Source organism: Pseudomonas sp. ICMP22404, from assembly GCF_006227205.1.
GTDB lineage: Bacteria > Pseudomonadota > Gammaproteobacteria > Pseudomonadales > Pseudomonadaceae > Aquipseudomonas.
On the sequence record NZ_VCNG01000001.1, the window covers coordinates 294,669 to 311,679 of the forward strand.

Annotated in this window: 14 protein-coding genes; 5 read left to right on the top strand and 9 right to left on the bottom strand. The window is 60.7% G+C overall.

From position 1 onward, the window contains the following. Positions 1-116 precede the first annotated feature (116 nt). Entirely contained in the window at positions 117-1,064 is a 948-nt protein-coding gene (locus FGE05_RS01350; RefSeq protein ID WP_139640950.1) for an alpha/beta hydrolase, read from the bottom strand. 107 nt (positions 1,065-1,171) lie between these two features. Between FGE05_RS01350 and FGE05_RS01355 the strand changes: the two genes are divergently transcribed. From FGE05_RS01355 to FGE05_RS01365, 3 genes are all read left to right on the top strand, one after another. Beyond that, the gene (locus tag FGE05_RS01355) at positions 1,172-1,756 is read left to right on the top strand and encodes a DUF6436 domain-containing protein (RefSeq protein ID WP_139640952.1); all 585 of its coding nucleotides are present in this window, start codon (positions 1,172-1,174) and stop codon (positions 1,754-1,756) included. 9 nt (positions 1,757-1,765) lie between these two features. Further along, entirely contained in the window at positions 1,766-4,174 is a 2,409-nt protein-coding gene (locus tag FGE05_RS01360) for a penicillin acylase family protein (RefSeq protein WP_139640954.1), read from the top strand. 104 nt (positions 4,175-4,278) lie between these two features. Continuing rightward, a complete protein-coding gene (locus tag FGE05_RS01365) occupies positions 4,279-4,620 on the top strand; it encodes a carboxymuconolactone decarboxylase family protein (protein WP_139640956.1) in 342 nt (113 codons plus the stop codon). Position 4,621: 1 nt separating this feature from the next. Here FGE05_RS01365 and FGE05_RS01370 read toward each other — a convergent pair whose 3' ends face one another. Further along, complete coding sequence (locus FGE05_RS01370) at positions 4,622-5,587, bottom strand: GlxA family transcriptional regulator (RefSeq protein WP_139640958.1); 966 nt, start codon at positions 5,585-5,587, stop codon at positions 4,622-4,624. A 192-nt stretch (positions 5,588-5,779) separates the two neighbouring features. Here FGE05_RS01370 and FGE05_RS01375 point away from each other — a divergent pair, with 192 nt between their 5' ends. Next, positions 5,780-6,418: an HD domain-containing protein gene (locus FGE05_RS01375; RefSeq protein ID WP_139641641.1), complete on the top strand. Its 639-nt coding sequence runs from the start codon at positions 5,780-5,782 to the stop codon at positions 6,416-6,418. 108 nt (positions 6,419-6,526) lie between these two features. Here the strand turns inward: FGE05_RS01375 and FGE05_RS01380 are convergent, their stop codons facing one another. The 7 genes from FGE05_RS01380 to FGE05_RS01410 form a co-directional block, all read right to left on the bottom strand. Continuing rightward, the gene (locus tag FGE05_RS01380; protein ID WP_139640959.1) at positions 6,527-7,414 is read right to left on the bottom strand and encodes an ABC transporter permease subunit; all 888 of its coding nucleotides are present in this window, start codon (positions 7,412-7,414) and stop codon (positions 6,527-6,529) included. After that, positions 7,411-8,331, bottom strand: a complete 921-nt coding sequence (locus tag FGE05_RS01385) for an ABC transporter permease subunit (RefSeq protein ID WP_139640961.1) — start codon at positions 8,329-8,331, stop codon at positions 7,411-7,413. Before FGE05_RS01385 ends, FGE05_RS01380 begins: the two co-directional genes overlap by 4 nt. After that, positions 8,328-9,470 carry an ABC transporter ATP-binding protein gene (locus FGE05_RS01390; RefSeq protein ID WP_139640963.1) on the bottom strand — a complete coding sequence of 381 codons (1,143 nt, stop codon included), beginning with the start codon at positions 9,468-9,470 and terminating at the stop codon, positions 8,328-8,330. Before FGE05_RS01390 ends, FGE05_RS01385 begins: the two co-directional genes overlap by 4 nt. Before the next feature lie 60 nt (positions 9,471-9,530). Further along, entirely contained in the window at positions 9,531-10,628 is a 1,098-nt protein-coding gene (locus FGE05_RS01395; protein ID WP_139640965.1) for a polyamine ABC transporter substrate-binding protein, read from the bottom strand. A 184-nt stretch (positions 10,629-10,812) separates the two neighbouring features. Beyond that, positions 10,813-11,910 carry a polyamine ABC transporter substrate-binding protein gene (locus FGE05_RS01400; RefSeq protein ID WP_139641643.1) on the bottom strand — a complete coding sequence of 366 codons (1,098 nt, stop codon included), beginning with the start codon at positions 11,908-11,910 and terminating at the stop codon, positions 10,813-10,815. 180 nt (positions 11,911-12,090) lie between these two features. Then, complete coding sequence (locus FGE05_RS01405; protein ID WP_139640967.1) at positions 12,091-13,455, bottom strand: aspartate aminotransferase family protein; 1,365 nt, start codon at positions 13,453-13,455, stop codon at positions 12,091-12,093. A gap of 59 nt (positions 13,456-13,514) precedes the next feature. After that, on the bottom strand, positions 13,515-14,873 hold the full coding sequence (locus FGE05_RS01410; RefSeq protein WP_024780478.1) for a glutamine synthetase family protein: 1,359 nt from the start codon (positions 14,871-14,873) through the stop codon (positions 13,515-13,517). A 616-nt stretch (positions 14,874-15,489) separates the two neighbouring features. Here FGE05_RS01410 and FGE05_RS01415 point away from each other — a divergent pair. Next, complete coding sequence (locus tag FGE05_RS01415; RefSeq protein WP_024780479.1) at positions 15,490-16,866, top strand: glutamine synthetase family protein; 1,377 nt, start codon at positions 15,490-15,492, stop codon at positions 16,864-16,866. Positions 16,867-17,011: the final 145 nt, after the last annotated feature.

Genomic DNA, 17,011 nt, shown 5'->3' on the forward strand with positions numbered 1-17,011 from the left:
ATGTTCCGCCATCGCGAGCAGGCTCGCTCCCACAGGGGATCGGCTGTGTACACGGATTTTGTGACCCGCCGAGGTTCATTGTGGGAGCGAGCCTGCTCGCGATAGGGCCCTTGAAGTCACCGCCGGACCCGGCTCATCCGCTTGGTCAGGAACCCAAACATCTCCTGCCGCATCGCCAGCACTTCATTGGCCAGGTGATGCCGGCCCTCGGGCAGCATCAACACTTGGGGCCGGTCGAATTTGCCGCGCAGCACTTGCAGATTGTGTTTCCAATCCACCGTCATGTCCGCCTGCCCCTGCACGATCAGCGGCTGGCGCGGGCTGCTCGGAGCGGCTTCGATACGCTTGATCCAGCGCCCCAGTGCGCCCACCCAGGCGGTAGGCAGGCGTAGCGGTTGCAGCGGGTCGGCTTGCAGGAACGGCAGGAACTGCGGATCGGTGGAGTTTTCGCTGAAGCGCCGGGCGATGCCGGTCACGAAGGGCTTGAGCAGGTAATAACTCAGCCGTGACCAGCCCCAGGCCCGAGGGCGCACCAGGGGCGACAACAGGATGACCTGGCCCTGGGCCGGGCTGCTCGCCCCTTGGTTGAGCACATGATCGACCACGATGGCGCCGCCGGTGCTTTGTCCGCAGAGGTGCCAGGGCTGTGGCAGGTCCAGCGTCCCGGCCTCAGCCAGCAGCTTCTGCAGCGTGGCCTGGTACTCGGCGAAATCACCGATGCTGGCGCGTTCGCCGCTGGACAACCCATGGCCCGGAAGGTCGCAGGCGATCACCGCGAACTGCTGCTCCAGCGCCCACTCGATCAGGTGCCGGTAAAGCCCCATGTGATCGTAGTAACCGTGGAACAGGAATAACGTCGCCACGGCTTTTTCCGGCCACCAGACCTGGCCGACCAACTCATACCCCTCGATTTCGAAACGCCCAAGGCCCTTGCGCAAGGTCCGCTGGGGGAAATCCAATCCGTAGAAACGCTGATAGGCCTGCGCCTGCGCAGACAACGGTTGCCACTGGGCCAACGGTTGCAAGCTGGCACGCAGGCGATCGGGGTCGAAAGTGGCAGGCATCGATATTTCCAGGCAAATGCGCAAGGCGCGAAACAGACTTTGTAGACCTGCGATATTCATCTGTCGCGACAGGCATGGCAAGCTAGGCGGCTTAAGAGGATGAATCCATGCGCCCGTCCCACCGCACAACGCTGCTTGCCGGTCTGCTTGCCCTTGGGTGCGCCGCCGTATTGTGGATCGCCTACGACTGGTTCCAGGGACGTTTCCTGCGCGCTTTCAGCCAACACACGGCGGTATTTTCCGGCGACCCTCTGCGCCTGCCGCCCGAGCTGGCAGGGCCCGGCCCGATCCGCCTGGTGCACTTCTGGGATCCGGCCTGTCCGTGCAACGTCGGTAATCAGCAGCACCTGTCCGAACTGGTCGACAAATATGCCCCACAAGGTGTCGAGTTTTATGCGATACAGAAAAGCGGCACTCAAGGCCAGCTACCGGCCACACTGAGCAGCCTCAAGCCGCTTCCGACATTGCCCGGCTCGGAGCAGATTCCCGCCAGCCCCGCCGTGGCGATCTGGAATCGCACCGGCGAACTGGCTTACTTCGGTCCCTACAGCGAAGGCTTGACCTGTAATTCGAGCAACAGCTTCATCGAACCGATTCTGGAGGCCTTGAACGTCGGACGCGCAGTCAATGCCACCCACACACTGGCGGTAGGCTGTTATTGTCCGTGGGGCAAGGATGCATCATCCAAATAAGGGAACACCATGAAACGCAGCCTCATTGCCTTTCTGTCATTGGTCGTCACCGCTATTATCGTCACCGGCGGCTATCTCTACAGCAAGCAGCCCACCCGCCAGGGCACAGTGCAGTTGCAGGGGCTGCAAGGCTCGGTGACCGTGCGCTACGACGAACGCGGCGTGCCCCATATCCGCGCCGAGAACGAAACCGACCTGTACCGTGCGCTGGGTTATGTCCATGCCCAGGACCGGTTGTTCCAGATGGAGATCATGCGTCGCCTCGCCCGTGGTGAGCTCGCCGAGGTGCTGGGGCCGAAACTGCTCGACACCGATAAACTGATGCGCAGCCTGCGTATCCGCGAGCGCGCCGCCCGCTACGTGGCGGAACAGGACCCACAATCTCCGGCCTGGATCGCGATGCAGGCTTATCTCGACGGCATCAACCGTTACCAGGACAGCCACGCCCGGCCAGTGGAATTCGATGTCCTGGGCATCCCCAAGCGCCCGTTCACCGCTGAAGACACGGTGAGCATTACCGGTTACATGGCCTACAGCTTCGCCGCCGCCTTTCGTACCGAACCGCTGCTGACCTACGTGCGCGATCAACTGGGCGCTGATTACTTGAACATATTCGACCTCGACTGGCAGCCCAAGGGTGTGCTGGGCGAGCACCACAAGACCGCCCTGCCCCTGGCCGACGCCGATTGGAAAGGCCTCGACGCCCTGGCCCGTTTGAGCGAACAGGCCCTGGTCGGGAGCGGCCTGCCACAATTCGAAGGCAGCAACGCCTGGGCCGTTGCCGGAAGTCATACCCGCAGCGGCAAACCTTTGTTGGCGGGTGATCCGCACATCCGCTTTTCCGCCCCCTCGGTGTGGTACGAGGCCCACCTTTCGGCACCGGGCTTCGAACTCTACGGGCACTACCAGGCATTGTTGCCGTTTGCGACGCTGGGCATGAACAAGGATTTCGGCTGGAGCATCACCATGTTCCAGAACGACGACCTGGACCTGATTGCCGAGAAGATCAACCCGGACAACCCCGAACAGGTCTGGTATCGCGACCAATGGGTGGACATGACCCGCAGCGAACAGCAGATCGCGGTAAAGGGCCAGGCACCGGTAACGCTGGTACTGCGCCAGTCACCCCATGGCCCGATCGTCAACGATGTGCTCGGCGCCAATGCCGGTCACACGCCGATTGCAATGTGGTGGGGCTTCCTGGAAAGCCGTAATCCGATCCTCGAGGCCTTCTACCAGCTCAACCGTGCCGACACACTGGCCAAGGCGCGCGGAGCGTCAGCCAAGATCCACGCACCGGGGCTGAATATCGTCTGGGCCAATGCCAAGGGTGATATCGGCTGGTGGGCCGCAGCCCAACTGCCCAAACGGCCGGCGGGAGTGAAGCCCGGCTTCCTGCTCGATGGCAGCAGCCCAGAGGCTGAGAAGGAAGGCTTCTACCCTTTCAGCAACAATCCCCAGGAAGAGAACCCTGCCCGCGGCTATATCGTTTCGGCGAATGTCCAGCCGGTTTCACCCGGTGGTATCGAGATTCCGGGCTACTACAACCTCCCCGACCGTGGGCAGCAACTCAATCTCCAGCTCAGCGACAAACAGGCAAAGTGGGACATCGAAACCGCCCGCAAGCTGCAACTGGGCACCACCACCGCCTATGGCCCGCGCTTGCTGGCACCTTTGCTGCCGGTGTTGAGGAACGTGGTCAGCGATCCGCAGGAACGCAAGTGGGTGGAACAACTGGCGCAGTGGCAGGGTGATTACCCTCTGGATTCCGTCAGCGCCACGCTGTTCAACCAGTTCCTGTTCAACCTGGCGGATGCCGCCCTGCACGATGAACTGGGGGACGTTTTTTTCGACACCGCCCTGTCCACCCGAGTGATCGACGCCGCACTGCCGCGCCTGGCCGCCTCGGCGGATTCGCCCTGGTGGGACGATCGCACAACCCTGAGCAAGGAAACCCGTAGCAACATCGTCAAAACAGCCTGGAACAAGAGCCTGGCGCACCTGAAGACCACCTTCGGTGACGATGCCACGCAGTGGCAATGGGGCAATGCCCATACCCTCACACACGGGCACCCATTGGGCATGCAAAAACCGTTGGACCGGATCTTCAATGTCGGCCCGTTCGCCGCACCCGGCACCCATGAAGTGCCCAACAATCTTTCCGCCAGGATCGGCCCGGCTCCCTGGCCGGTCACCTACGGCCCGTCCACCCGGCGCATCATCGATTTCGCCGACCCGACCCACAGCGTCACCATCAACCCGGTCGGCCAGAGCGGCGTGCCGTTCGACAAGTATTACGCTGACCAGGCCGAGGCCTACATCGAGGGCTTGTATCACCAGGCGCACCTGGCCGAGGAAGAAGTGACCGCCAACACCCATGACACCCTGAAGCTGTTGCCGGCCAGGGCAGCGCCCTGAGTCGGCCGGCCTTCAATTTTTTCCGTCACCGACAGGCTTGATCGGCATTGTTGGTCAAGACTACAGAGGGTTCCTCTCCGTCCACCCCCAATGGAGTCATCGCGATGTTCAATAACTGGTCCGAACTGCTGCCCACCATCAAGAGCGCCTTTGGTGCCCTGGGCAAGAGCAACCCGAAAATGGTCAAGGCCTACATGGCCCTGGATGAAGCCGCGGCCGAGAACGACGTGCTCGATGCCAAAACTCGGGAGCTGATTTCCATCGCCGTGGCGATCACGACCCGCTGCGACGGTTGCATCGGCGTGCACACCGACGCCGCCATCAAGGCCGGTGCCACCCGCGAAGAAATCGCCGCGACTCTGGCTACCGCAGTGTCCTTGAATGCCGGCGCGGCCTACATCTACTCGCTGCGAGCGCTGGAAGCCCATGACACGCTGAAGAAATGACCTAGGCCATTGCTGCGAAATTGAGTCTGAACTGTTGCGGCGTCACGCCCAGCCTGCGATTAAAGACATTGCGCATGTGTTGAGCATCGCGAAAGCCGCATTGCCAAGCCACGGTCTTGAGCGGGGCCCGGGTGCTTTCCAGTATTACGCGCGCTGCGTCTACCCGGGCCCGCTCGACGAATTCCGCCGGGGTGACCTTGGCCTCCCGAGTGAACACCCGGGAAAAGTTGCGCTGGCTCATGTTCGCGGCATTGGCCAGATCGGCGAGTCCCAAGTCACCGTTCAGGTTCGCCAGCACATAGGCCTGGACCCGGGCCACGGCAGACGTCGGCGCGGCATGGGGCGCAAGAAAAGGACTGAACTGCGATTGCCCGCCTGAACGCTGGGTAAATACCACCAGCCGCTTGGCTACACTCAACGCCACGTCCGCCCCATGATCCTGCGCCAGCAGGAACAACGACAGATCGATCCCTGCGGTGACACCGGCCGAGGTATAAAGCGCGCCGTCCTGCATGTACAGGCGATCCGCTTCGACCCGGGTCGAAGGACACAATTGCGCCAGCGCCCCGGCATCGCCCCAATGGGTAGTGACGGTCCGCCCCTCCAGCAAACCGGCCCGGGCGAGCATGAACGCGCCGTTGCAGATCGAGCCAAAGCGCCGCGCCCGCCCACAGGCCCCACGTAACCAGGCATCGAACGTCGCGCCGAAATCCATGAACGGCAAATGCGGCCCGCCAGCCACCAACAGCAGGTCATACGCCTGTGTAGCTTCACTGAATTGACGATGGGCATTGAGGGACAGACCGTTGGAACAGGGAACCGCCCCCGGCTCGATCCCGATGACCTCAAGCCGATAGTGATCCTCCGGCGCCAGAAACCGATTGGCCTCACAGAACACGTCCATGGGACCGCTCACGTCCAGCGACTGGACGCCAGCGAATACCACGACCGCAACTGTTTTTTCCATGGGTGCCTGCTTGCCTTCGAGTTGAACGAGATCACAGCCTACGCTAGCCAATCCATCAGCAGGACGCCACCTGGCACGAAACCGAGGTTCATTGGCATGGATCGCAGCCGCGGGGAGATTGTTGCCGTGTATCCCGGCGACCAGACTTGTACCCTCGGCGCCGCCCTGGCGCATCGTCAAGAGGAGAGCAGCATGAACAGCATCGCCGGCGTCAAGATCCCCGACAGCACCCTTGCCCGCGCCACTACCGAATACATCCGCGACGTTGAGTCCGATCTGCTGTACCACCATTCCCGGCGGGTATTTCTGTTCGGCGCCTTGAGCGGCCAGCGTCGGCAATTGGCCTACGAGCCGGAGTTGCTGTACGTCGGTGCGATGTTCCATGACATTGGCCTGGTGGAAGGCCATCGCAGCGACGATGAGCGCTTTGAAGTGGATGGTGCAAATGCTGCCGCAGCGTTTCTCAAACCCTATGGGCTGAGTGATGACGATATCGAACAGGTGTGGCTGTCCATCGCCCTGCATACCACGCCGGGCATACCGAAACACCTGCGTCCTACCGTCGCCCTGGTGACCGCCGGGGTGGAGATGGATGTATTGGGCATGGACTACGCCGCCTTCCCGGCAGCGCATCGCGAAGCCGTGGTGCATGCCCATCCACGTGGGGAGGGGTTCAAGGAGTGCATCATCTGCGCATTCGCCAACGGCTTGCGGCATCGCCCGCAGACGACCTTCGGCAATGTGAAGACCGATGTCCTGATGGATCAGGAGCCGGGGTTCAAACCGACGAACTTCGTGGAAATCATCCGCACATCCCCTTGGAACTCATGAGCCTTGTGGGAGCGAGCCTGCTCGCGATGACGGATGGACAATCGACATTTTTGTCGACTGTCACACCGCCTTCGTGAGCAGGCTCGCTCCCATAAGGCCTGCGTGCGGTCAGACTGGCTCAGCCACCGCCCGGCGGACTTCCGGCTGCTTCCAGGAGTCGGCGGCGCTTTCTTCGATAGCTTGCTGGATCGCCCGCTTGCGGTTTTCTTCAGCGCGGCGGCTGAAGTACCAGACCAGGAAGGTCACCAGCGACACCGCCAGCAGGATCAGGCTCGCCACGGCGTTGATCTCCGGCTTCACGCCCAGGCGCACCGCCGAGAACACTTCCATCGGCAAGGTCGTCGACCCGGGGCCCGACACGAAGCTCGCCAGTACCAGGTCATCCAGCGACAGCGCGAACGACATCATGCCCCCCGCCGCCAGCGATGGCGCGATCATCGGGATGGTGATCAGGATGAACACCTTCCACGGCCGTGCACCGAGGTCCATGGCCGCTTCTTCGATGGACAGGTCCAGCTCACGCAAGCGTGACGAGACCACCACCGCCACATAGGCCGCGCAGAACGTGGTGTGGGCAATCCAGATCGTGACGATGCCACGCTCCTGAGGCCAACCGATCATCTGCGCCATGGCCACGAACAGCAGCAACAGCGACAGGCCAGTGATCACTTCCGGCATCACCAGCGGCGCGGTGACCAGGCCACCAAACAGCGTGCGCCCCTTGAAGCGGGTGATGCGGGTCAGCACGAAGGCCGCCAGCGTACCCAGGGCCACCGCGGCCACCGCCGTGTAGCAGGCGATTTCCAGCGAACGCACCACCGAGCCCATCAATTGGGTGTTGTCCAACAGGCCGACGTACCACTTGATCGACCAGCCGCCCCACACCGTCACCAGTTTCGAGGCGTTGAACGAATAGATCACCAGGATCACCATCGGCGCATAGATGAACAGCAATCCCAGCACCAGCATCAGGCTTGAAAAACTGAAGCGCTTCATTCCTTGCCCTCCATTTCTTTGGCCTGACTACGGTTGAACAGGATGATCGGCACGATCAGGATCGCCAGCATCACCACCGCCAGGGCGGACGCCACCGGCCAGTCACGGTTATTGAAGAATTCCTGCCACAGCACTTTACCGATCATCAGGGTTTCCGGGCCGCCCAGCAGTTCCGGGATCACGAACTCGCCCACCACCGGGATGAACACCAGCATGCAGCCGGCGATGATGCCGTTCTTGGACAACGGCACGGTGATTTTCCAGAAGCTGTTGAAGGTGCTCGAACCCAGGTCGGAGGCAGCCTCCAGCAGGCTGGGGTCATGTTTGACCAGGTTGGCGTACAGCGGCAGGATCATGAATGGCAGGTACGAATAGACCACGCCGATATAGACCGCCAGGTTGGTGTTGAGGATCTGCAGCGGTTCGCTGATCCAGCCCATGCTCATCAGGAAGCCGTTGAGCAGGCCGTTGTTGCTGAGGATGCCCATCCACGCGTAGACGCGGATCAGGATCGCGGTCCAGGTCGGCATCATGATCAGCAGCACCAGTACCGTCTGCGTCTCTTTGCGCGCATTGGCGATGGCGTAGGCCATCGGGTAGCCGATCAGCAGGCACAAGGCGGTGCTGATCAGGGCCATTTTCAGCGAGCCCAGGTACGCGGCGATGTACAGCTCGTCCTCGCTGAGCATCGCGTAGTTGGCGAGATTGAGCAGGATTTGCAGCTTCTGGTCGACGTAGCTATAGATCTCGGTGTACGGCGGAATGGCCACGTCGGCTTCGGCAAAGCTGATCTTCAGGACGATGAAGAACGGCAGCATGAAGAACAGGAACAGCCAGATGAAGGGCACCCCGATGACCAGTTGACGGCCACCGGGCGTTATTCGATCCAGTCGGCGTTTGAATTTGCGCATGTTCATGAGCGAAGCACCACGCCGCTGTCATCTTCCCACCAGACGAACACCTGGTCGCCCCAGGTCGGACGCTGGCCACGGCGCTCGGCGTTGGCGACGAACGACTGCACCAGCTTGCCGCTCGGCAGTTCGACGTAGAACACCGAGTGTCCACCCAGGTAGGCGATGTCATGGACCTTGCCGCTGGACCAGTTGTGCTCGCAGGTCGGTTGTTCGGCGGTCACCAGCAATTTTTCCGGGCGAATGGCGTAGGTCACCGACTTGTCCTGCACCGAAGTGCTGATGCCGTGGCCCACGTAGATGTTGCGGTCCAGGTCCTTGCAGGTCAGTACCGCGTGGCCCTCGGCGTCGTCCACCACTTCGGTTTCGAAGATGTTGACGTTGCCGATGAACTCGCAGACCAGGCGGCTGGTCGGGGTTTCGTAGATATCGATCGGGCTGCCGATCTGGGCGATCCAGCCCAGGTGCATGATCGCGATACGCTCGGCCATGGTCATGGCCTCTTCCTGGTCGTGGGTCACCATGACGCAGGTCACGCCGACTCGCTCGATGATCTCGACAAGCTCAAGCTGCATCTGCGAGCGCAGCTTCTTGTCCAGAGCACCCATCGGTTCGTCGAGCAGCAACAGCTTCGGACGCTTGGCCAGGGAACGGGCCAGGGCCACGCGCTGACGCTGGCCGCCGGAGAGCTGGTGCGGCTTGCGCTTGGCGTACTGGCTCATCTGTACCAACTTGAGCATTTCGGCCACACGGGCTTCGATGTCGGCCTTCGGGATCTTGTCCTGTTGCAGGCCGAAGGCAATGTTCTGCGCCACGGTCATGTGCGGGAACAAGGCGTAGGACTGGAACATCATGTTGATCGGCCGCTCATAGGGCGGCATGTCGGTGATGTCCTCACCGTCGAGAAAAATCCGCCCCTCCGTGGGCCGCTCGAAGCCGGCAAGCATGCGCAGCAAGGTGGATTTGCCCGAACCCGAACCGCCGAGCAAGGCGAAGATTTCGCCTTTCTTGATTTCCAGGGACACATCGTCCACGGCAATCGTCTCGTCGAACTTCTTCGTGACCCGGTCGATTTTGACCAGCACCTGCTTGGGTGTCTGGTCGCCCTCGAGGGCTTTCTTATAGGCGCCGGAGGCAACAGCCATTTACGAAACTCCCACAGAATTTACAGTTCGCCCCATGCGGGCGAACCTTGGTTAGAGCGGTTATTTACCCGACTTGACCTTGGTCCAGCTGCGGGTCATCAGTCGTTGAATCTTGGGCGGCAACTCGGAGTTGACGTAGAGCTTGTCGACGACCGCTTGCGGTGGGTAAACCGCCTCGTCGGTGCGGACTTTCTGATCCATCAGATCGCCAGCCTTTGGGTTCGGGTTGGCATAACCGACGGTGTCGCTGACCTGGGCGATCACCTCAGGCTTGAGCAGATAGTTGATGAATGCATGGGCTTGCTTGACGTTGGTGGCGTCGCGCGGGATCGCCAGCATGTCGAACCAGAGGTTGCCGCCCTCCTTGGGAATCACGTAGGCAATCTCGACACCCTTGCCGGCCTCGCTGGCACGCGAACGGGCCTGGAAGATATCGCCGGAGAAACCGGCTGCCACGCAGATCTCGCCGTTGGCCAGATCGGAGATGTACTTGGAGGAGTTGAAGTAGGTCACGTAAGGCCGGATCTTGAGGAGCTGGGCCTCGGCCTTCTTGTAATCTTCAGGGTCTTCGCTGTTGGGATTCAGGCCCAGGTAATTGAGCATCGCCGGGATCATCTCGTCTCCCGAGTCGAGGAACGAGACGCCGCAACTGGAGAGTTTCTTGATGTTCTCCGGCTCGAACAGCATGGCCCACGAATCGATCTTGTCGACACCCAGGACCGCCTTGATCTTCTCGACGTTGTAGCCGATACCGTTGGTGCCCCACAGGTAGGGCACCGCGTACTGGTTGCCTGGATCGTTACGCTCCAGGCGCTTGAGCAGCGCAGGGTCGAGATTGGCATAGTTGGACAACTGCGCCTTGTCGAGCTTCTGGAAGGCCCCGGCCTTGATCTGCTTGCCCAGGAAGTGGTTGGACGGCACCACTACGTCGTAGCCGGTGCGACCGGCCAGCAACTTGCCCTCCAGGGTTTCATTGGAATCGAACACGTCGTAGACCGGCTTGATCCCAGTGGCTTTTTCGAAATCCGCCAGGGTGGTCTCACCGATATAGTCCGACCAGTTATAAATATGCACGGTGGAAGCAGCCTGGACGCTGACCGCGAGCGTCAGGCCTGCACCGACCAGCAAGGCGTTGCGTAACAAAGAAAAGACTGGCACGTGGAGGTCCTCTTAAATAGTCGGGCCCAAGTTGCCCCCGTTACCTGGCCGCGCTGGGCCCTGCAACAAAACCGGCGCGCAACTTACCCTCGATAAACCGATCCAGCAAAACTTTTAGTTATTTAATTGTTCCTGTTGCCGCCGCCGCGATGACCGCGACAACAGGAAGATGCCTCAGGCCGGTTTATTTACCGGATTTGATCTTGGTCCAGCTGCGGGTCAGGAGCCGCTGCGTGGCCGGCGGCAAGTCGCTGATCGCGTAGAGCTTGGCTTTCACGGCGTCCGACGGATAGATGTTCGGGTCACCGGAGATTTCCTTGTCCACCAATGGCGTCGCTGCCTTGTTGCCGTTCGGGAAGCGCACGTTGTCAGTGATCTCAGCCATGATTTCCGGCTGCATCAGGAAGTTCATGTACTTGTAGGCAGCCTCGACGTTCTCGGCATCCTTTGGAATAGCGACCATGTCGTAGAACGAACCGGCGCCTTCTTTTGGAATGGCGTAGGCCACCTTGACCTTGCCACCCGCTTCGGCCGCACGGGACTTCGACTGCTCGATATCACCCGAGTAACCCACGGCGACGCAGATGTTGCCGTTGGCCAGGTCGGAGATGTACTTGGACGAATGGAAATAGCTGATCGAAGGACGGATCTTGAGGAACAGCGCCTCGGCGTCAGCCAATTGTTTCTTGTCCTGGCTGTCGGTCGGGTAGCCCAGGTAGTGCAACGCCACCGGGATCATTTCGGTCGGCGAATCGAGGAAGCTCACGCCGCAGCCCTTGAGCTTGGCGATGTTTTCCGGCTTGAGCAGGGTGTCCCACGAGTCGATCTTGTCGACGCCCAATGCCGCCTTGACCTTCTCGGGGTTGTAGCCGATGCCGATGGTGCCCCACATGTAAGGGAAGGCATGCTGGTTACCCTTGTCGCTGGCATCGCCCACGGCCTTGAGCAGGTCGGTGTCGAGGTTTTTCCAGTTCGGCAACTTGGACTTGTCCAGTGGCTGGTAGACGCCGGCCTTGATCTGCTTGGCCAGGAAGTTGTTCGACGGTACCACGATGTCATAACCCGACTTGCCGGCCAGCAACTTGGCTTCCAGCGTCTCGTTGCTGTCGAACACGTCGTAGACCACTTTGATCCCCGACTCTTTCTCGAACTTGGCGACCGTGTCCGGTGCAATGTAGTCGGACCAGTTATAGACGTGCAGCACTTTATCGTCCGCCTGAACGGCACTCGCCATCACGCCCATCAGGGACATGGCGAGGAGGGTCTTGCCAGCTATCTTCATACCTATTGCCTTCATGGATGATGCTCCAGTTATTCTTTTTAGCCACAGTTCAGCAGCCGGCTCGCGGGCAACTTGAACAACGGTAGTCTGGCAAGTTACAGGGCTGGCTTTCAACACAAGCCCGACCTTTTGTTCAGACTGGGCGAGGCCCTTGGAAGTGCCTCGCACAGAGCCTAGCACTTAGCCTTGCAACGCACTGAGGGTCAGGTCCAGGCACTGCCGTGCCTTGGTCACCAGCTCATCCACCTCGGCCTTGCTGATCACCAGCGGCGGCGCAATGATCATGGTGTCGCCGACGGCACGCATGATCAGCCCGTTATCGAAGCAGAACTGCCGGCAGATCATGCCTACGCCCTTGCCTTCGTAGCGCTGGCGCGTGGCCTTGTCCCGGACCAGCTCGATTGCCCCCAGCAGACCGACACCGCGCACCTCACCCACCAGCGGGTGGTCGTTCAGTTCCCTCAGACGTTTCTGCAAATAGGGTGCCGTTTCGCTGCGGACCCGCTCGATAATCTTTTCTTCCCGCAGGATACGGATGTTTTCCAGGGCCACCGCGGCGGCCACCGGGTGACCGGAATAGGTGAAACCGTGGTTGAAGTCACCGCCTTCGTTGAGCACCTCGACCACGTCATCACGCACGATCAGGCCGCCCATGGGGATGTAGCCAGACGTCAGGCCCTTGGCGATGGTCATCAGGTGCGGCTTCAACCCGTAGAAGTCGGTACCGAACCACTCACCGGTGCGACCGAAGCCGCAGATCACCTCGTCGGCCACGAACAGGATGTCGTACTTGGCGAGGATCTCCTTCATGCGGGGCCAGTAGCTGTCCGGTGGCACGATCACGCCGCCCGCGCCCTGGATCGGTTCGGCGATGAAAGCACCGACGTTGTCCACGCCGATCTCCAGGATCTTCTCTTCCAGTTGATTGGCCGCCCACACGCCGAACTCCTCCGGGCTCATGTTGCCGCCTTCGCCGTACCAGTAAGGCTGGGCGATGTGGACGATGCCCGGGATCGGCAGGTCGCCCTGCTCGTGCATATAAGTCATGCCACCCAGGCTCGCGCCGGCCACGGTGGAGCCGTGGTAACCGTTCTTGCGGCTGATGATGACCTTCTTGTTCGGCTGGCCCTTGATCGCCCAGTAGTGGCGGACCATGCGCAGCATGGTGTCGTTGCCTTCAGAACCGGAACCGGTGAAGAACACATGGTTCATGCCTTCAGGGGCAATGTCGGCGATGGCTTTGGACAACTCCAGCGCCGGCGGGTGGGCGGTCTGGAAGAACAGGTTGTAGTACGGCAACTCACGCATCTGCTTGCTGGCGGCGTCGGCCAGCTCATCGCGGCCGTAGCCGACGGCCACGCACCAGAGGCCGGCCATTCCATCGAGAATCTTGTTGCCTTCACTGTCCCAGAGATAGACGCCCTTGGCGTGGGTGATGATGCGCGGGCCTTTCTCTTTGAGCTGCTTGAAATCGCTGAACGGGGCCAGGTGATGATCGCTGCTCAGGGCCTGCCATTCACGGGTTTGCGGGTTGTTGCCGGTCATGCGAATTCTCCTTTATATCGATGGGGGCGAGGCTGCCGGAGGCAACCCCGCCCGGCGCCTCAGACGGCAAAGAGCAGGAATTCCCGCTCCCATGAACTGATGACGCGCTTGAAGTTTTCATGCTCGGCCCGCTTGACTGCGACGTAGCCCGTGATGAATTTCTTGCCCAGGTACTTCTCGATGGTGCTGCTGTTTTCCATGCGTTCCAGGGCGTCTTCGATGGTCAGCGGCAAGCGCAGGTTGCGACGCTCGTAACCACGCCCTACCACCGGTGCGCTCGGATTGATGCCTTCGACCATGCCGATGAAGCCGCACAACAGGCTGGCGGCAATCGCCAGGTATGGGTTGGCGTCGGCACCCGGCAAGCGGTTTTCCACCCGGCGGTTCTGTGGCCCGGCATCCGGCACCCGCAGGCCCACGGTACGGTTCTCCTCACCCCACTCCACGTTCACCGGCGCCGACGTGTCCGGCAGGAAGCGACGGAACGAGTTGACGTTGGGGGCGAACAACGGCAGCAGCTCGGGAATGAATTTCTGCAGGCCACCGATGTGATGCAGGAACAGCTCGCTCATGGTCCCGTCTTCATTGGAGAAAACGTTCTTGCCGGTCTCCTTGTCGATGATGCTCTGGTGCAGGTGCATCGCACTGCCGGGCTCGCCGGTCATGGGCTTGGCCATGAAGGTCGCGGCTACGTTGTGCTTGAGCGCCGCCTCGCGCATGGTGCGCTTGAACACCAGGATCTGGTCAGCCAGGGACAGCGCATCACCGTGACGGAAATTGATCTCCATCTGCGCCGTGCCGTCCTCGTGGATCAGGGTGTCGAGGTCCAGCTCCTGCAACTCGCACCAGTCGTAGACGTCTTCGAACAGCGGGTCGAATTCGTTGGCCGCTTCAATAGAGAAAGACTGGCGCCCGGTTTCCGGACGGCCGGAACGGCCTACGGGCGGTTGCAGCGGGAAGTCCGGGTCGTCGCTGCGCTTGGTCAGGTAGAACTCCATTTCCGGCGCGACAATCGGCTGCCAGCCCTTGTCGGCATAGAGCTTGAGCACCTTCTTGAGCACGTTGCGCGGCGACAGCTCGATGGGGTTGCCCTGCTTGTCGTAGGAGTCGTGGATCACCTGGGCGGTGGGCTCGATGGCCCAGGGCACGAGGAACACTGCGTTTTCGTCCGGGCGGCACATCATGTCGATGTCGGCAGGGTCGAGCAGTTCGTAATAGATGTCGTCTTCGACATAGTCGCCCGTAACGGTCTGGAGCAGGACGCTCTCGGGCAGGCGCATGCCTTTTTCGGCAATGAACTTGTTGGTCGGCGAGATCTTGCCCCGGGTAATGCCGGTCAGGTCGCCAATCATGCATTCGACTTCTGTGATCTTATGGTTTTTCAACCAATCGGTGAGCTGGTCGAGGTTGTTACTCATAAATGCCTCTAGGCGTGGGTTTCCTGGCTGCTTTCAGTAGCCAGGCGTTGTTTGACGCATCGGCGTCGCGTTGTGTTGCCCTTGCCCAACCATCGGCCGGAAAAAGGTTCTAAAGTTGAAGGAGAGCCGCTAAAGGGAAATTCGTCCAGGGCGTCCAGAATATTGGACGAAGATGACGACTGATCCGCCGGGAGCGACATCAGCATGGACAGGCACTTGGCGGCCCTCGTCATGGCCGGGGAGCAGATGTCGCCACTGATGCGATGAGCATTGCGACGAGCATGCCAACCGATCTGCCGGAACAGTTGGTGAGGCCGTTGGTACGGCAGGCGAGACATGAAGCACCCCGGTATTATTGCTGTTATGGGTTTGAATCGAGCTTAGCCTTGTTCATTTTTTTACACAACACCCCCGTAAAAAATACAACACGGCCCGCTCAAGCTTGCGGGCGCCAGGTCCCTCAAAGGGAAAAAAACGCCCCAAACTGCCTCAAAAAAGCCCCCCAGGTGCTTTTTTAGGGCAAAAAAGGCCCTGCTTGACTTCGGCATGCCGTTCGGGTTGACTGGCTTTCGAAGAGATCAATGATTGATATTTTTAACAACAAAGGTGTTGCATCATGTCGGTACCCCCGCGTGCCGTTCAGCTTAACGAAGCGAACGCGTTCCTTAAGGAACATCCTGAGGTTCTGTACGTTGACCTTCTGATTGCGGATATGAATGGTGTGGTGCGCGGCAAGCGCATCGAACGCACCAGCCTCCACAAGGTTTACGAGAAAGGCATCAACCTGCCGGCCTCCCTGTTTGCCCTGGATATCAACGGTTCGACGGTGGAAAGCACCGGCCTGGGCCTGGACATCGGCGATGCCGATCGGATCTGCTATCCAATCCCGGGCACCCTTTCCAACGAACCCTGGCAGAAGCGCCCTACCGCGCAACTGCTGATGACCATGCACGAACTGGAAGGCGAGCCTTTCTTCGCCGACCCTCGCGAAGTCCTGCGCCAGGTCGTGACCAAGTTCGACGAGCTGGGCCTGACCATCTGCGCGGCATTCGAGCTGGAGTTCTACCTGATCGACCAGGAGAACGTGAATGGGCGTCCACAACCGCCCCGCTCGCCGATCTCCGGTAAACGCCCGCACTCGACTCAGGTCTACCTGATCGACGACCTGGATGAATACGTCGACTGCCTCCAGGACATCCTGGAAGGTGCCAAGGAGCAAGGCATTCCCGCCGACGCCATCGTCAAGGAAAGTGCCCCGGCGCAGTTCGAAGTGAACCTGCACCACGTGGCCGATCCGATCAAGGCTTGCGACTATGCGGTATTGCTCAAGCGCCTGATCAAGAACATCGCCTACGACCATGAAATGGACACCACCTTCATGGCCAAGCCGTATCCGGGCCAGGCAGGCAATGGTCTGCACGTTCACATTTCGATTCTGGACAAGGATGGCAAGAATATCTTTGCCAGCGAGGATCCCGAGCAGAACGCCGCGCTACGTCACGCGATCGGCGGTGTGCTCGAGACCCTGCCCGCGCAGATGGCGTTCCTCTGCCCGAACGTGAACTCCTACCGTCGTTTCGGCGCGCAGTTCTATGTGCCGAACTCGCCGACCTGGGGCCTGGACAACCGCACCGTGGCCCTGCGCGTACCCACCGGCTCCGCCGACGCCGTACGCCTGGAACACCGCGTGGCGGGTGCCGATGCCAACCCATATCTGCTGATGGCCGCCGTACTGGCGGGCGTGCATCATGGCCTGGTCAACAAGATCGAGCCGGGCGCACCGGTGGAAGGCAACAGCTACGAGCAGAACGAGCAAAGCCTGCCGAACAACCTGCGCGATGCCCTGCGCGAGCTGGACGACAGCGAAGTCATGGCCAAGTACATCGATCCGAAGTACATCGATATCTTCGTGGCCTGCAAGGAAAGCGAGCTGGAAGAGTTCGAGCACTCCATCTCCGACCTTGAGTACAACTGGTACCTGCATACCGTTTAAGCGGTTGCAGTAAAAAGAAACGCCGCCGCCCTCAGGGCCGCGGCGTTTTTTTATGGCCGCCTCCGGCGGATCGCGAGCAGGCTCGCTCCCACAGGGTATTGAGTGCTTCGCCAAAGATCCCTTGTGGGAGCGAGCCTGCTCGCGA

Coding starts and splice junctions, on each gene's coding strand:
- FGE05_RS01350 (WP_139640950.1), bottom strand. CDS start 1,064: ATGCCTGCCACTTTCGACCCCGATCGCCTGCGTGCCAGCTTGCAACCG.
- FGE05_RS01355 (WP_139640952.1), top strand. CDS start 1,172: ATGCGCCCGTCCCACCGCACAACGCTGCTTGCCGGTCTGCTTGCCCTT.
- FGE05_RS01415 (WP_024780479.1), top strand. CDS start 15,490: ATGTCGGTACCCCCGCGTGCCGTTCAGCTTAACGAAGCGAACGCGTTC.
- FGE05_RS01405 (WP_139640967.1), bottom strand. CDS start 13,455: ATGACCGGCAACAACCCGCAAACCCGTGAATGGCAGGCCCTGAGCAGC.
- FGE05_RS01360 (WP_139640954.1), top strand. CDS start 1,766: ATGAAACGCAGCCTCATTGCCTTTCTGTCATTGGTCGTCACCGCTATT.
- FGE05_RS01380 (WP_139640959.1), bottom strand. CDS start 7,414: ATGAAGCGCTTCAGTTTTTCAAGCCTGATGCTGGTGCTGGGATTGCTG.
- FGE05_RS01410 (WP_024780478.1), bottom strand. CDS start 14,873: ATGAGTAACAACCTCGACCAGCTCACCGATTGGTTGAAAAACCATAAG.
- FGE05_RS01400 (WP_139641643.1), bottom strand. CDS start 11,910: ATGAAGATAGCTGGCAAGACCCTCCTCGCCATGTCCCTGATGGGCGTG.
- FGE05_RS01370 (WP_139640958.1), bottom strand. CDS start 5,587: ATGGAAAAAACAGTTGCGGTCGTGGTATTCGCTGGCGTCCAGTCGCTG.
- FGE05_RS01390 (WP_139640963.1), bottom strand. CDS start 9,470: ATGGCTGTTGCCTCCGGCGCCTATAAGAAAGCCCTCGAGGGCGACCAG.
- FGE05_RS01385 (WP_139640961.1), bottom strand. CDS start 8,331: ATGAACATGCGCAAATTCAAACGCCGACTGGATCGAATAACGCCCGGT.
- FGE05_RS01375 (WP_139641641.1), top strand. CDS start 5,780: ATGAACAGCATCGCCGGCGTCAAGATCCCCGACAGCACCCTTGCCCGC.
- FGE05_RS01365 (WP_139640956.1), top strand. CDS start 4,279: ATGTTCAATAACTGGTCCGAACTGCTGCCCACCATCAAGAGCGCCTTT.